Raw genomic sequence first — 14,364 nt, 5'->3', positions numbered from 1 at the left:
TTGCGCTACATACGCGTGAAGGCTTTTTCTTTTAGCGCGCCATTTAAAACGGCAAGCAACATTAACGCGGTAATCGGCGTCATTCAAACGGAAACGAGAGAAGCGCGAGACTTACCGACATACACAAAAATAACATCCGTCAATACGACGGTAGAGGAGTGAAGTAAATGGCAGGCGGTTCATGGACACCTTCGTCATTACCGATTCGTCCAGGTCTATACGCAAACTTCGTAGCTAGCGCAACTGCTCAAATTACGGGCGGAGCGAGAGGTACGGTAGGAATGCCGTTAAAGACTTATTCAGGCGGAACGGCTACGGCAAAGAAATTCTATACGGTAGCAAACGAAACAGATGCAGCGGCGCTATTCGGTTCAGCTAACATTCAACCGATTAAATTCGCATTACAAGGCGGAGCGAAAGAGGTCCTAGTTTATACGATGCCTTCTTCTCCAGTTGCGCAAGATTATATCGATATGCGTACGGCTTACGATACTCGTCCGTTTAACGTGTTCGTATTTGATTCCGAGGTTTCAGCTACGGAGCAAGACAATACGCTAACGTGGGTAAAAGGAAATAAAGCGGAAGGCAAACACTACATGGCGGTATTCGGTTGCGTAGTAGCAGCGGACGATAACGACCCATCAGTAGGAGATACGCGTTCAATCCGTCTACTAGACGATTACGCAGTTAACTTAATTAGCGGAGTTGTAATCGGTGGGACTTCGTATTCATCGGCTAAATATGCGCCTTGGGTAGCGGGATTAATCGCAGGTACGGCTATCAACCGTGCTATTACGTATCAAGTTGCGCCAGTCGACGATGTTGTTGCGAGATTTACGAATACGCAAACAAAAACGTCATTATCGAAAGGCTCTTTAGTGCTTACGAATGACGGAGAAAAGGTTAAAGTCGAGCAAGGCTTAACGACTTCGGTTTCGAAGGTTCGTAAACAACGCGCTCGCCAAGCGATACTTAACGACGTTACTAAAACGGCAAGCGATTCGTATATCGGAAAAATCAACAACAACAAGGACGGTCAGGCAGCGTTAATTAGCGCAGTTAAAGCGTACTTAGAAACGTTAGAGCGTGCAAACGTATTAACGAATATTAACGTAGGATTAGACACGCAAAATGCTTCGGTAGGCGATACGGTTTATCTTGCGATTTCATTTACGGAAATTGATTCGGCGGAACGAATCTTCTTAACAATTAACGTTTAAGGGCGGTGAAAATAGATGGCATTAGATTCAACTCGCGTAATTAATGGTAATTTCGGCGAAGTATGGCAAGACGGGAAATGGTTGACTAACGTTACAAAAGCAGAAGCAACTGTCGAGATTAACAAAGAAGAAATAACGCGTAGTGGCACGCGATGGATTGGTCACAAAGTTACTTCGCTAAAAGGTAGCGGTACAATTACCGGATATAAAGTAACGTCAGATTTTATTAAGTTAATAGGCGCAGTTGCGAGTGATCGCGGTAAGCCTTACGTAACAGAATTAATTTACAAATTAGATGATCCAGAAGCGTTCGGAGCTGAACGTATTCGATTAAAGAGCGTTCAATTCGACCAGATTCCGTTAGGTATGTTCGAAGTAGGCTCTATCGTTGAAGAAGAACTTCCGTTCACATTCAGCGGATACGATGTATTAGACGCAATTAAAGAAGCATAATACGGGCGCTTTCGGGCGCCTTTTTAAATTTGAAAATTACCTTAGGAGGTTTATATAAATATGGATGCATTACAAGCATTTTTAGGCGCAGATCTTGACGTTAAAGAAGAGGTAAAAATCAAACGTTTAGGCGTGGCATTAGAAATCAAAGCGATTACTACGAAAAAATTGCAGAGTTTAACGAGTCAAGCTACGTTCGGCAAAAACGTCGACGAAATGAAACTTAACGGATTAATCGTTGCTGCAGCGTGCACGAACTTAAATTTCGGAGATGCGAAGTTGTTAGAGAAGTACGAAGCTAGCGACGCAGGGGATTGCGTAACAAAAGCGTTATTACCTGGCGAATTACTAAATGTAGTTAAAGTAGTAATGACGGCTAGCGGATTCGATGATTTCGACGACCAAGTTAAATCGGCAAAAAACTAATTAAAGCCGGAGGAGAAGCGATGATATTGCACGCTATTTTCCAACGGCACCATATACCGCCTGACGAGGTATATTCGAAAGACTTAAGGCACCGCGCGTTTATGTACGCAAGTATGCAGTTAATTTTCGAAGAAGAGGCGAAAGCGAATAAATAAGGAAGGAGGACGCAAATATGGCGTATGATTTAACCGCGGTATTACGGTTAAGAGATCAAAGTTTTACGCGCGGTATGAGGTCGGCAGCAACGTCGGTAAAAGGTTTGAAATCTGGGGCAATGGACGTAGTTAAAACGTTAGGCTTAATGGTAACCGCAGGCGCAGCAGCAGGAGTAGCGATGGGCGCCGTAAATAAGGCGATGGACTTCGAATCTCAAATGAGTACGATTAAAGCGTTAACTGGCGCAACTAACGAAGAAATGTCGCAAATGCAAAAGCTAGCGTTAGATATGGGCGCTAAGACGAAATACTCAGCGTTAGAGGCTGCGCAAGGTATCGAAGAGCTTTTAAAAGCCGGATTAACGCCAGCAACCGTTCAAGCGGGCGGACTTGAAGCAGCGTTAAACTTAGCGACTGCAGGTGGACTTGAGCTCGCAGATGCTGCGGAAATTATGTCGACTGCTTTAAACTCCTTTAAAGCTGATAGTATGTCCGCAGCAGATGCGTCGAATATTTTGGCGGGAACTGCTAACGCATCGGCTACGTCGGTTCAAGAACTTCGATATTCGTTAGCGTCTGTAGCTGCAGTAGCGGCTGGCGTAGGGCTGACGTTTAAAGATACTAACGCCGCGCTCGGAGTATTCGCTAACAACGGATTAAAAGGTTCAGATGCTGGTACTTCGTTAAAAACAATGTTAATGAATTTGCAACCAAAAACAAAAGCGCAATTTGAAGAGTTTGAACGATTAGGCCTTATAACGTTCAGTACAACGCAAGGTATGAACATTCTACGTGCTAACGGTGTTAAGCCTTTAGGAAAAGATATGGAAACTATATCGAATCAATTACGAAAAGTTGCGGCTAAGATGGCAGGAGCAAAAGTAGGTTCAGAGAAAGCGGAGAAAGAGTTTACTAAGATGGCGATGCAGACAAGTGTTATGGGTTCTGCGTTTTATGACGCTAATGGAAGTATACGTTCTACGGCAGAAATTGCCGAAACGTTACAGGTGGCTTTAGGAGGAATGACGGACGCTCAACGTCAAGCTTCGTTATATACAATGTTTGGATCAGACGCAATTCGTGCGGCAAATATTCTATATAAAGAAGGAGCGGAAGGTGTCTCCGAATTTACAAAAGAAATGTCGAAAGTAACCGCCTTCGATGTCGCTAAAGAAAAAATGAACAACGCAGCCGGAGCAGTCGAGCAGTTTAAGGGCGCAATGGAGACGTTGCAAATTGCGGTATTATTACCGTTAATGCCAGTAATTAAAGACGCAGCAAATGCCGCAGCAGACTTCGTAGGGAATCTTGATCCAGCAACAGTTAGCGGTTGGGGCGAAAGCATTAAGACCGCAGGGCAAACGTTAGTAAATATCGCAACGCTTATTATCGATAATTGGGGGCCAATTAAAGAAACAATTATCGCAGTAACTACGGCAGTCGTAGCGTACAAAACTGCGATGTTAGGTTTAACGATAATTAGCGGAATTATAACGCTTATTACGAATCTTCGAATAGCTTACGGATTGTTAACAGGAGCTCAATGGGCGCTAAACGTCGCAATGGACGCGAATCCAATCGGGGCAGTTATCTTAGCTATTTCCGCATTAATAGGAGTAAGCGTACTGTTATATCGTAATTGGGACATAGTTAGTCAGAAAGCTTCGCAATTATGGGCTAAAATAGGACCGTTACAAGGCGTATTCTTAGCGTTGCTAGGACCGATTGGAGCAGTTGTGTCGGCTGTCAGAACGTTAGTATCCGTTTGGAATAATTTCAAATCGTCAATCTCGAACTTCAAAATGCCTAAGTTTAGTCTGCCGAAATTTAGCGGTGGCGTCGCAGGCTTCTTAGGAAGCGGAAAATCGCACGCAGGCGGACTATCCAACGTTCCATACAACGGATATCAAGCGACACTCCACAAAGGCGAACGCGTTCTTACTCCAGAAGAGAATGACGCATACAATCGCGGAGGCAAAGGCGGAAGTCAGATCAATATTAGCGGAAACACATTCAACGTCCGCAAAGACTCCGATATTAAACAAATTGCGTACGAATTATCTCGTCTAATCGAGAAGGAAGGAGCGTGGGCGTAATGGGAGCGATAAAGTTTTGGTTATACAACGGTAAGGAGAAGTTACAGTTGCCGGTCAATCCCGAAAGCATCAGCGTCTCCTCTCCGTTCGGTTACGAAGATATTGACGTAGCGCAACTCGGACAAATAACGGTATTTGGAAACCGCCAGTTAGCGGAATACTCCTTATCAGCGTTCTTCCCTTCGATATATAATTCGGCATACTGCGAATATGCAAAGATTCCGAAACCGTGGGACGCAGTTAAGTTAATCGAAAAATGGCGCGATAAAAAGACACCGATTCGCTTAACGGTAACAGGGACGCCAATTAACGTTCTAGTTACGATACGCGATTTCGATAAAGAAGTTGAGAAAGCCGGATGCCCTGGCGATATTTATTATTCGATGTCTCTTACGGAATATAAAACGATGACTCCGAGGAAGACTTCGACTTCGAAAACAACTAAACCGTCGTCAACTCCTGCGCGTAGTTCTTCGAAGACAACTCCGAAAACTTATACGGTTAAGAAGGGTGATTGTCTAAGTAAGATAGCGCTAAAGTATTACGGTAAGTCAGAGTACTGGCGCAAGATTTACGATAAGAATAAGAAGCTTATCGGCAAGAATCCGAATCTTATTTATCCGGGGCAAAAGTTGGTGATGCCGTAGTGATTAAGGTGTATTACGATAATTACGACATAACGACGATGGTTAAGTCGGTAGAATGGTCCGGAGAGATTGAAAAGCCACATCGCGAGTTATCAGTTTCCGTAGTTAATACGGCTAACGGGCGAACTCAATTATTAAGTTTCGCTAACGGTAAGGCGGTTAAATTTTATAACGACGGTGATTTGTTGTTTCGAGGCGTACTATTTAATAACGAGATAAATTCGCAAGGTGAATTAGACATTACGGCTTTCGACGAAAATATATATCTCGTAAAGAATAACGATTCGCGAATCTTTAAGAATATCAAAGCGTCGGACATCACTAAACGTTTGTGCAAAGACTTCGGAATCCCTTACGGAAGTATTACCGATACCGAGTACGTTATTCCGAAGTTGATCATCCGAAATAAATCCCTATACGAAATTATCCGAATAGCGCTTACCGTTACGCAGAAGCAGACGGGCAAGCGTTTTATTATTGGAAATTCTGGCGGAAAACTGACGTTAATGAAGCTTGGCGCTAAGACTTCGAAATGGATCATCGAAAGCGGGCGCAACCTAACCGACGCTAAATACTCGCAATCTATCGATGACACTAAGACGCAAGTTAAGGTAACGGGTGGGACTGAAAAGGCTCCGATAGAAATTACGGTTAAGAACGATTCGCTAACGAAATTATACGGAACAATGCAACACGTCGAGGAGATGGACGAAAAGGCTAAACGTTCGCAAATAGAACAACGTGCTAAATCGCTATTAAAAGAGCTCGGCGTTATCGACGACCAGGCGAACATCGAAGCGGTAGGTATCGACGAAGTTATCGCATCTACTTCGATATATGTTAAGGATTCAATGACGAAGATTATCGGAGGCTATTACGTTAGCAGTGACTCGCATAAATACGAAAACGGCGTACATACTATGTCGCTAGAAATTAGCGCTACGTATGACTTACCGCCAATGGAAATTGATAAGGAGGTGCTAGGTAAAAAATGACGAGATTAGAAGGTAACGGAGCCTCACGGTTTATTCAGCTTATGAAACAACACGGCGCTAATGATTCCGTTAAAGTAGAGCTTGCGACTATTACCGCAGCGCCTCCGAGCATCAAATTGCGAATTGATGGCGACAAATTCGAATTAGAAGCGGACGACTTCGAAGTTGCGGAACATTTAACGAAGCATACACGCCAAATTAAAATCGACGGCGGGGCTTTGCAGACGCTCGAATTTCAAGACGGTCTGAAATCCGGAGATAGAGTCGTAGTTGTTTCCGCAAACAATGATCAACGATATTACGTAATAGATAAGGCGGTGAGTTATGGCGCTTAGTCCGTTAAGTCCGATAGAGGACGATGAAGATAGAATCGTAGAAGCGGACGAAACATCCGTAGAACCTACGAAAACATACGAATTAAAAGACGGTTATATCGGCGGATTTATCGATGATGAAGCCGCGCTCGAACAAGCGATAGCGAAGGCGCTAAGAACGGCCCGTTATCGTTTTTTAGTTTACGACGACCAATACGGCTCGGAGCTCGACGATTTAATGAACCTTAACTATCCGTTCGAGCTACTAGAAGTCGAAGTCCCGCGAATGATTACTGACGCTCTTATCGTTGATGACCGTATTTCAGACGTAACGAACTTCGCGCTAAGTCAAGACGGTGATCAACTATACGTAACATTTACGGTCGAAACGGTAACAGGAGACGAAATTAACGGGGAGGTGACGATTTAGTGGGAAGATACGATTCATACACGAAAGACTTTATATTACAACGAATGCTTGCGACGGCTGCTTCGGACGTTGACGTAAGGCAAGGCGCAGTCACTTACGATATGACTTCGATGGCTGCGATTGAATTCGGAAATGTTTATCCGGAACTTGATAACTTACTTACTTTCGGATTCTTGTCGGCTGGTACTCCGTCCGATTTCGTAGACTTGCGAGTAGGCGAAATGGGATTAACGCGAAAGCCTGCGGTTGCTGCTACGGGTCAACTAGTCTTCAGCGGTGCGAACGGAACGGTTATTCCGGTAGGCACTCGCGTAAGTAATTCGAGCTCTGATCCGGTATATTTCGTAACAACGCAAGCAGGCACGATAGCAAGCGGAACTGTAACGGTTACAGCCGTAGCAGAAATCGGAGGCGTTAGCGGTAACGCAGTAGTTAGCGATATTTCGATAGTACTCGGCACACTGTCCGGAGTTGTTACCGTAACGAACCCTTCGCAATTTACAGGCGGAGTAGATACGGAGACAGACGATAGCTTAATCGCTCGATATTTCGAAAAGGTTACTAAGCCGGCGACAAGCGGAAACGCGTTTCAATATCAGCAATGGGCGAAGTCAGTAGCGGGAATTGGTGACGCAAAAGTTTATCCGTTATGGAACGGTAACGGAACGGTCAAAGTCGTATTAATCGACGGAAACAAGCGAGCGCCTAACGCTACGATCGTTACAAATGCTACGAATTACATTAACGGAGAGCGTCCAATCGGAGCAACAGTTACGGTAGTTGGAGCGACTGAGGTACCGATAGCGGTCAGCGCTACGTTAACATTAGTAGCCGGAGCGTCGTTATCGGCTGTTACAACGAAATTCACGAGCGCGCTTACAGATTACTTAAAATCAATCGCGTTTGTGGACGCGACAGTAAGGTATTCGAAAATTGCTTCGGTATTAATCGGCATTCCGGAAATCTTAGACTACGCGAACTTAAAGGTGAATAACGGAACGGTTAACGTAGTAATTGCTGACGGTAACGTTGCGGTTCCTGGGACGGTGACATTAAGCTAATGAAACTATTAGGGACGAATAATGAGCGCATAATCGAATCGGATATGTACGGATATCTTCCGCAAGAATATCGAGATTACCGTGAGTCACGCGCAATCATTAAAGCCGAAGCTGCCGAGTTTGAATCGTTAAATAGCGCAATTTCTGATTTGTTAGCGCAGTTCTGTATCGATACAGCTACGTGGGGCTTATCGTATTGGGAGCAGATGTGCGGGCTTATCGTCAACGAATCGAAGCCAATCGATGAAAGACGCTCGCTTATTAAAGCAAGACGCCGAGGAACGGGAGTAGTTACGCCTGCACTTATTCAAAACGTTATCGACTCGTATTCGGGCGGGGCAATTTCGATAACGGAAGATACGGCGAACTACACGATCAAAATTAAATTCGTAAGTAATTACGGAACTCCGACGAATATGCCGGATATACAGCAAGTTATACGCGATATTATGCCGGCACATTTAGCGATAATTTACGAATACAAATATCCGTTGTGGAGCGATTGGAGCGCAGCTAACAAAACGTGGACAGCGATTAATACGGCAAATAAAACGTGGACTCAATATGAGTCAGGAATTTAATAAGAAAGGAGCGATTAAATGCCGACTAATACAACGATTTTCAGCATACCGAAGCCTTTAGCGTCCGAGTATTTTACACTTCCGAACTTTAACGCTATTTTGGACGCGATTGAATCCGGAGTGGCTGGAAGAGTACAAATGGCAAAATCTACGGACGATGTAGGTGGAGTAAAGATAAACTTAGCTAACACTACTGACGATATTTTAGCGTCACTATTAGCGCAAGGCAAAGGAGTTCATACGTTTTACGCGATTTCGGGATCGGTTAATAACCCGGCGACTAGCTCAAGTATCCGAGGAATGGCGCATTTTAGTTCTTCAAATACGGGGTGGGTTTATGCGTCAGATACAAATAATAACGTATACACGAATTATTGCGATTTAGGAACCTGGAGAGGTTGGCGAAAAATAATAAGCGATACAACTACCGCGTGGACTAATTTAACCCTTCAAAATAGTTGGGTGAATAGTGGAGGTACTTATCCTAATGCGAGTTATCGTTTAAACGCGCTTGGTGAAGTAGAGTTAAGGGGCTCTATAAAAAGTGGAACAGTAACATCAGGCACAACAATCGCAACTCTTCCGGTAGGTTTTAGACCTACACATGATCGTAACTATGTTGTGTATTCAACCGACGGAACAAATTATGTTCTTTCAACAATACAAATAATGTCAACAGGTACGATACGACTTTTTAGCGGGGGAAATGTAGTTCTTTCATTAGATAGCATCCCGCCTATTGCAACAACATAAGGAGGGCGCCGAATGAAACGTGTATACAGATTAGACGCAGAAGGTTTTTATTTAGAGGACGTTATCCTTGAAAATGGCGTAGCAATACCGGGCGATTGCGTGGATATGCCCGAACCAATCGGGTTTTATAAAATTAAATATGACCGTATAAAAAAGAAATGGGTTGAAGGTTTAACGCAAAATGAAATCGATGAAATTCGCAATCAACCGATACCAAAAACAGAAGCGGAACTCTTAAAAGAAAGGCTAACGCTCTCGGAAGAAGCAATCGACTTTCTAATAATGAACGGAGGACTATAATTGATCTCTCGTTCATAACTTTCGATGGGAGGGGGAGGGAATATCTCATGATAGGAATCTATGAAATATTTAACAAAGTAACCAGTAAAAGGTATATCGGGAAATCAGAAACAAATATAGAAGAAAGATGGAAAAGTCATCGTTCTTTATTGAATAATAACAAACATTACAATTTATATTTGCAAAGAGCTTTCAATAAAAACCCCGATTCTTTTGAATTTAATGTAATAGAGCTCTGTAACATTAAAGATATTGATGAAAGAGAAATATATTGGATTCAAAAACATAAATCATATTCTCGACAGAATGGTTATAACTTGACATATGGCGGTGAAGGCGGACGACCTACAGAAGAAACTTTAGAGAAGATAAGAAAGACTTCCACAGGAAGAATGCACTCAAAAGAAACAAAGGATTTTATTTCTAAGCTAAACACTGGAAGAAAGCGCACTAAAGAAGAACGAGAAAAAATAAGTTTATCAAAATTAGGCAAACCGTCATGGAACAAAGGTAAGACAGGTATTTATTCGGATGAAACTAGATTAAGAATGTCAATTAGTTCAAAAATCCGAAACGAGAAAAACCCTCCCATTGGAGATAAGAATGGAATGTTCGGTAAAACGCACTCAAAAGAAACGAAAATGAAAATGAGTGAAATGCGTAGAGGAGAAAATAACGCAAGATACATTAAATTCACAAATGATCAGTTGATGGAAATAATTGAGTTAAGATTAAATGGTCACTCAATTAATAAGATAGCCATACGTTTCGGCGTTTGTGAAAGTACTATTGAGAAAAGATTAAAGGGAGTTAAGAAAGGGGATAAAATGAATTTGAGCGGTTACCTTGCAATGCGTATAGAATTAGGAAAATTAGATTACACGGCGGTAGTAACGAAATACCCGCAATTCAAGTCGGACATCGACGAAATACTAATTAACGACGGTTATCACGAAATGATCGTAGAACAGGCGTAATACGAAGTCTTTTCGAAAAAGGAGGACGGAGGGATGGAACCATCAGTGGACGAACTCAAATTCAACGAGAAGATAGCTGATATTCGCGAATGGCTTGTGCGTATCGATACGAAGGTTGACTACTTAAACGAAGTTAAACGCACGGCAGAAGAAGCCGAATCGAAGGCAGACGAAGCACTTGCGATATCCAAAAAGAATAGCGAAGACATCCGCGACATGAAGGCGAATACGAAGTGGGCTTGGGGCGTTATTTTAACGATTGCCGGCTTACTTGTATCCGTTGGTGTCGCGGTTTTTAGTTAGGCGAAAATTAAACGGAGGCGATTAGATGAAAATTCCAGCACGATTTAAAAACGTAGGTTTATGGGTTTCGGCTGCTTCATCGGTATTAATCATTGCGCAAGCGTTCGGTTTGCATGTAAGTCCGGATAAATACAACGAAGTGCTTAACGCAGTTTTATCGCTACTAGTCGTACTTGGCATCTTAAATAATCCGACAACGGATAATAAATTTTACGGAGATGATAAGCATGAGTAACTTATGGCGCGAAGATTTCGTAAAGGTTAATCAGTATACGCGACCAGGTTTAAAGCTTAGCTCAGTTAAGAAAATCGTTCTACACTGGACTGCGAACCCTGGCGCAAGTGCCGACGCTCATCAACGTTATTTCAACGGAACGGCTATTACGAGCAAAACGTACGCATCGGCGCATTTATTCGTAGATTCGAAGGAAGCGATTTGCATTATTCCGTTAAGCGAAATGGCGTACCATGCTAACGATGTTTACGAAAAAACTACTAGCGGTGCGAGATATCGCGGAGTGCCTGCGATTGCCCCGAACGCTAACAAGGTATCAATCGGCGTTGAGATGTGCGTAGAAAAGGACGGAACAATTTCGGACGCAACTGAAGAACGTACGGTTCAAGTAATCGCGGAACTTTGCAAAATGAACGGTCTTACGGCGGAAGATATCGTTAGACACTACGACATAACTCACAAGCCGTGTCCGATGCCGTTTATTAAAGCGAGCGATTGTAGATTTACGGAATTCAAAGCGAAAGTAGCTGCGATTCTTTGCCCAGTATCCCCGCCAAATCCCGCGGAAGTTGTAACGGAACCGAAGGCGGAAGCTAAGCCGCCAGTAAAAGCGCCAGCGCCAAAGCCACTTCCGAAAATGGATACGATTGGACTTAATTCGCGAGGCTCTGCGGTTAAGACGTTGCAAACGAAAGTTGGCGTAAAAGCGGACGGCATCTTCGGAGCACAGACGCAAGCAGCCGTTAAGAAATTCCAGAAGGCTAACGGATTAGTTGCGGACGGTATCGTCGGTGCGAAAACATGGGCGAAATTATTAGCGTAATAAACGAAAACAAGCGGGCGTCCATTGCGGGCGCCTTTTATTTATGGAGGTGAACGGATGGCTAGCGATTTTCAACAGATTAACGATTACAATTTTAATATAGACTCCTTCGTTCAAGGCAATAACGGAGCTGTCCTTCGATTCAATGTGCGACGTAAGGGCGCCATAGTAGCAATCGACAATGCTACGGTAAACGTCGCAATTAAACGCGGACAGGAGCTTATTACGAAAAACGCAACGATCATATCTGCGCCAGGCGGTATTTGCGAGGTGAGGCTGACTAGGGCGGATTTGGCGACTGCGGGTACTTACTACTTACAACCGACGATTATATTTCCGGACGATGACGAGTTTTCCGGAGATGTGCAAAAATTTACGGTATCAGGTAAGTTAACAGGCACGCCGACAAATCCTGGTAACGGCGGGACTAATCCGGTATTTACCGTAAGAGATAGCGCAATAAACGGTAATATTATTATAAACGGTACGGAGACGGTCGTATACGATGACACAAACAAAGTAGATAAAGTTGCGGGGAAAGGTTTATCGACGAATGATTACGATAATACGGAAAAAGCGGAAGTAGCGAAAGTTAAAGATAAAGCGGACAAAACCTACGTAGATAACGGACTACTAACAAAGGTCGATAAGGTTGCGGGTAAGGGACTATCTACGAACGATTATGATAACGTAGAGAAATCCGAGGTAGCGAAGGTTAAAGATAAAGCGGATAAGACGTATGTGGATACGCAGTTATCGGATAAAGTAACGCAAGCTTCGCTAAATACTACTAACGCGAATGTTTCGGCGAATACGAACGCGATTACTTTAAAGGCGGATAAAACTTACGTTGATACACAATTGGCGGATATAGTGACACTTGCTCCAAAGCCTAACGGAGTTGATGATACAACTAATTTGAAAAATTTATTTGCAGGTGGAAACAAGAAAATTTTGTTCCCTTATGATGGGCAATATATTATTTCTTCTTCAATTAATTTATTTTCAAATACGCAAGTTGAAGTAAAGGGAAATGTTGAGTTCTTTTTAAAGGCTAATTCTCCTTGTTATATGTTTATTGTAGATGGATCATCTTTTCAAAACATAACTTGGAAAGGTGGCATAATCAATGGTAACGATGCTAACCAAGGAGTAGAAACAGGTTCAAATTATGACACTTGTAAAGGAATGGTCTTTAAAAACGTTACAAATTTATTAGTTGAAAAAGTAACGTTAAAAAACATTAGAGGGCATGGAATTAACCATTGGAATTGTAACTACGCAACATTTAGAGACATCCAAGTTGCACAAGGATTATCAACACTTAATGTAAATGGTGGTTCAAGACGAGACGGAGTAACCGGAATGTCTAGTAACCTGTTAATTGAAAATATAAGTGGTTTTAGTGATGATGATTTAGTTGCCGTTCTTAGTGGGGTAGATTGGGCAGGAACAAATACAGTAGCAGCAGACATTCAAAATATTGTTGTTCGTAACATTAGACCTCAAAAACATTCAAGTGGTCGTAATCCTTGGAGAGCTGTTGCGATTTATACAAGTGGTGGGTTCACATCTACTAATTTAACAGTTGATGGGTTATATGGTGACTGCAATGACAGTATAATCTTAATTGGTAACTATGGTAAACCAACTAGAGGTAATGTTAAAAATCTTACGGTTACAAATGTATATGGTGAAGCGAATTATGTATACACGTATGATTATGGGCAAATAAGAATTGAAGATGTCTACATTAATAATGTTACTTTCAAAAACATTGTTTCAAATCAAACGACTGCTACTACTGCCAAACGAATGTTAATTACAAAGAACAAAGGTGATATAGATCGTGTTGTATTAGATAACGTTGTTTACAATGTTTTTATTGATACATCAGACTACAACGCAATATTCAGAGAATACGACACTGGAAATGTTTTATCTTTTTATGCTAGTCAAGTCTCCTTGAATTTTTACGGAACAACCTATACAAATGGCTTTTTGTATTTTAAAAATAATACCGTTGCAATGACTACAAAACTATATTTAGGTAGTGGAATTTTTATTTCACCACCAAAACATACAAACAATGGTACTAGTACAAATGATACTAAGGCACAAATCTACGCAACTGGTTCTAATAAGTTTTCATTAACAGATAGTAAAGTGTTAGCGTTAAAGACTCATTTATCTGGTTCTAATGGAGATGTAGTTAAAAGTCCTATTGATGGAGATTTAAAATTTGTTAACAATCAATTTTTAACTATTACTACTCCAACTAGTGGGAAGAAAAATGCAACAGGATTTACTACATGGGACTCTAGCTTAAAAATACTCATTTTTGATGGAACTGGACAAAGTGGATTCCCTAGAATACAGGATTTACAAGATGGTTCAGTGCTTTCTTCGTACCCTGATGGTTATCGAATTACTATTAAACGTATTGATAACAACAGTGGGTGTAATCCATATATAAGATTAACAAACGATCAATTAATTGATGGAGTGTTACAAACTAACTTAAACGCTTACGCTACTATCGTTTTAGAGTACTATGGTGGAACGTGGTATCGAGTTGGTTGATGAACACTTGGA

At 42.1% G+C, this 14,364-nt stretch carries 18 protein-coding genes; all 18 read left to right on the top strand.

Going from position 1 to position 14,364, the window contains the following annotated elements:
* Positions 1 to 167 precede the first annotated feature (167 nt).
* The 18 genes from AB1282_RS00270 to AB1282_RS00185 all read left to right on the top strand — a co-directional run bounded on the left by AB1282_RS00270 (position 168) and on the right by AB1282_RS00185 (position 14,352).
* A complete protein-coding gene (locus AB1282_RS00270; protein WP_429898200.1) occupies positions 168 to 1,220 on the top strand; it encodes a phage tail sheath C-terminal domain-containing protein in 1,053 nt (350 codons plus the stop codon).
* A 15-nt stretch (positions 1,221 to 1,235) separates the two neighbouring features.
* Entirely contained in the window at positions 1,236 to 1,673 is a 438-nt protein-coding gene (locus AB1282_RS00265) for a phage tail tube protein (protein ID WP_429898199.1), read from the top strand.
* Positions 1,674 to 1,733: 60 nt separating this feature from the next.
* Complete coding sequence (locus AB1282_RS00260) at positions 1,734 to 2,099, top strand: phage tail assembly chaperone (RefSeq protein ID WP_429898198.1); 366 nt, start codon at positions 1,734 to 1,736, stop codon at positions 2,097 to 2,099.
* 20 nt (positions 2,100 to 2,119) lie between these two features.
* Positions 2,120 to 2,254: a hypothetical protein gene (locus AB1282_RS00255; protein ID WP_429898197.1), complete on the top strand. Its 135-nt coding sequence runs from the start codon at positions 2,120 to 2,122 to the stop codon at positions 2,252 to 2,254.
* 119 nt (positions 2,255 to 2,373) lie between these two features.
* A complete protein-coding gene (locus AB1282_RS00250; RefSeq protein ID WP_429898196.1) occupies positions 2,374 to 4,350 on the top strand; it encodes a phage tail tape measure protein in 1,977 nt (658 codons plus the stop codon).
* Entirely contained in the window at positions 4,350 to 4,997 is a 648-nt protein-coding gene (locus AB1282_RS00245) for a LysM peptidoglycan-binding domain-containing protein (protein ID WP_429898195.1), read from the top strand. The genes AB1282_RS00250 and AB1282_RS00245 overlap by 1 nt, the downstream gene beginning before the upstream one ends.
* Complete coding sequence (locus AB1282_RS00240; protein ID WP_429898194.1) at positions 4,997 to 5,992, top strand: XkdQ/YqbQ family protein; 996 nt, start codon at positions 4,997 to 4,999, stop codon at positions 5,990 to 5,992. Before AB1282_RS00245 ends, AB1282_RS00240 begins: the two co-directional genes overlap by 1 nt.
* Positions 5,989 to 6,327, top strand: coding sequence for a DUF2577 domain-containing protein (locus tag AB1282_RS00235; RefSeq protein WP_429898193.1), 339 nt, complete (start codon positions 5,989 to 5,991; stop codon positions 6,325 to 6,327). Before AB1282_RS00240 ends, AB1282_RS00235 begins: the two co-directional genes overlap by 4 nt.
* Entirely contained in the window at positions 6,317 to 6,736 is a 420-nt protein-coding gene (locus tag AB1282_RS00230; protein WP_429898192.1) for a DUF2634 domain-containing protein, read from the top strand. Before AB1282_RS00235 ends, AB1282_RS00230 begins: the two co-directional genes overlap by 11 nt.
* Positions 6,736 to 7,797, top strand: a complete 1,062-nt coding sequence (locus AB1282_RS00225) for a baseplate J/gp47 family protein (protein ID WP_429898191.1) — start codon at positions 6,736 to 6,738, stop codon at positions 7,795 to 7,797. Before AB1282_RS00230 ends, AB1282_RS00225 begins: the two co-directional genes overlap by 1 nt.
* Positions 7,797 to 8,378, top strand: coding sequence for a YmfQ family protein (locus AB1282_RS00220; RefSeq protein WP_429898190.1), 582 nt, complete (start codon positions 7,797 to 7,799; stop codon positions 8,376 to 8,378). The genes AB1282_RS00225 and AB1282_RS00220 overlap by 1 nt, the downstream gene beginning before the upstream one ends.
* Positions 8,379 to 8,396: 18 nt before the next feature.
* The gene (locus AB1282_RS00215) at positions 8,397 to 9,131 is read left to right on the top strand and encodes a hypothetical protein (RefSeq protein ID WP_429898189.1); all 735 of its coding nucleotides are present in this window, start codon (positions 8,397 to 8,399) and stop codon (positions 9,129 to 9,131) included.
* A 12-nt stretch (positions 9,132 to 9,143) separates the two neighbouring features.
* Complete coding sequence (locus AB1282_RS00210) at positions 9,144 to 9,431, top strand: hypothetical protein (RefSeq protein ID WP_429898188.1); 288 nt, start codon at positions 9,144 to 9,146, stop codon at positions 9,429 to 9,431.
* A 47-nt stretch (positions 9,432 to 9,478) separates the two neighbouring features.
* Complete coding sequence (locus AB1282_RS00205; RefSeq protein ID WP_429898187.1) at positions 9,479 to 10,408, top strand: NUMOD3 domain-containing DNA-binding protein; 930 nt, start codon at positions 9,479 to 9,481, stop codon at positions 10,406 to 10,408.
* 33 nt (positions 10,409 to 10,441) lie between these two features.
* The gene (locus AB1282_RS00200; RefSeq protein ID WP_429898186.1) at positions 10,442 to 10,711 is read left to right on the top strand and encodes a hemolysin XhlA family protein; all 270 of its coding nucleotides are present in this window, start codon (positions 10,442 to 10,444) and stop codon (positions 10,709 to 10,711) included.
* 25 nt (positions 10,712 to 10,736) lie between these two features.
* Positions 10,737 to 10,946 carry a holin gene (locus tag AB1282_RS00195; RefSeq protein ID WP_429898185.1) on the top strand — a complete coding sequence of 70 codons (210 nt, stop codon included), beginning with the start codon at positions 10,737 to 10,739 and terminating at the stop codon, positions 10,944 to 10,946.
* Positions 10,939 to 11,769: a peptidoglycan recognition protein family protein gene (locus tag AB1282_RS00190; RefSeq protein ID WP_429898184.1), complete on the top strand. Its 831-nt coding sequence runs from the start codon at positions 10,939 to 10,941 to the stop codon at positions 11,767 to 11,769. The genes AB1282_RS00195 and AB1282_RS00190 overlap by 8 nt, the downstream gene beginning before the upstream one ends.
* 57 nt (positions 11,770 to 11,826) lie before the next feature.
* Positions 11,827 to 14,352: a hypothetical protein gene (locus AB1282_RS00185; protein ID WP_429898183.1), complete on the top strand. Its 2,526-nt coding sequence runs from the start codon at positions 11,827 to 11,829 to the stop codon at positions 14,350 to 14,352.
* Positions 14,353 to 14,364 lie beyond the last annotated feature (12 nt).

It is taken from the genome of Gottfriedia sp. S16(2024), from assembly GCF_050473765.1.
In the GTDB taxonomy this organism is placed as follows: domain Bacteria; phylum Bacillota; class Bacilli; order Bacillales; family Bacillaceae_G; genus Gottfriedia.
This window is presented reverse-complemented; position numbering and strand designations above follow the sequence as displayed.

What these genes read in the sequence shown, in the direction of transcription:
- AB1282_RS00255 (WP_429898197.1), top strand. Translation starts at nt 2,120, where the DNA reads ATGATATTGCACGCTATTTTCCAACGGCACCATATACCGCCTGACGAG.
- AB1282_RS00200 (WP_429898186.1), top strand. Translation starts at nt 10,442, where the DNA reads ATGGAACCATCAGTGGACGAACTCAAATTCAACGAGAAGATAGCTGAT.
- AB1282_RS00195 (WP_429898185.1), top strand. Translation starts at nt 10,737, where the DNA reads ATGAAAATTCCAGCACGATTTAAAAACGTAGGTTTATGGGTTTCGGCT.
- AB1282_RS00260 (WP_429898198.1), top strand. Translation starts at nt 1,734, where the DNA reads ATGGATGCATTACAAGCATTTTTAGGCGCAGATCTTGACGTTAAAGAA.
- AB1282_RS00245 (WP_429898195.1), top strand. Translation starts at nt 4,350, where the DNA reads ATGGGAGCGATAAAGTTTTGGTTATACAACGGTAAGGAGAAGTTACAG.
- AB1282_RS00220 (WP_429898190.1), top strand. Translation starts at nt 7,797, where the DNA reads ATGAAACTATTAGGGACGAATAATGAGCGCATAATCGAATCGGATATG.
- AB1282_RS00190 (WP_429898184.1), top strand. Translation starts at nt 10,939, where the DNA reads ATGAGTAACTTATGGCGCGAAGATTTCGTAAAGGTTAATCAGTATACG.
- AB1282_RS00205 (WP_429898187.1), top strand. Translation starts at nt 9,479, where the DNA reads ATGATAGGAATCTATGAAATATTTAACAAAGTAACCAGTAAAAGGTAT.
- AB1282_RS00210 (WP_429898188.1), top strand. Translation starts at nt 9,144, where the DNA reads ATGAAACGTGTATACAGATTAGACGCAGAAGGTTTTTATTTAGAGGAC.
- AB1282_RS00215 (WP_429898189.1), top strand. Translation starts at nt 8,397, where the DNA reads ATGCCGACTAATACAACGATTTTCAGCATACCGAAGCCTTTAGCGTCC.
- AB1282_RS00250 (WP_429898196.1), top strand. Translation starts at nt 2,374, where the DNA reads ATGGACGTAGTTAAAACGTTAGGCTTAATGGTAACCGCAGGCGCAGCA.
- AB1282_RS00270 (WP_429898200.1), top strand. Translation starts at nt 168, where the DNA reads ATGGCAGGCGGTTCATGGACACCTTCGTCATTACCGATTCGTCCAGGT.
- AB1282_RS00185 (WP_429898183.1), top strand. Translation starts at nt 11,827, where the DNA reads ATGGCTAGCGATTTTCAACAGATTAACGATTACAATTTTAATATAGAC.
- AB1282_RS00265 (WP_429898199.1), top strand. Translation starts at nt 1,236, where the DNA reads ATGGCATTAGATTCAACTCGCGTAATTAATGGTAATTTCGGCGAAGTA.
- AB1282_RS00235 (WP_429898193.1), top strand. Translation starts at nt 5,989, where the DNA reads ATGACGAGATTAGAAGGTAACGGAGCCTCACGGTTTATTCAGCTTATG.
- AB1282_RS00230 (WP_429898192.1), top strand. Translation starts at nt 6,317, where the DNA reads ATGGCGCTTAGTCCGTTAAGTCCGATAGAGGACGATGAAGATAGAATC.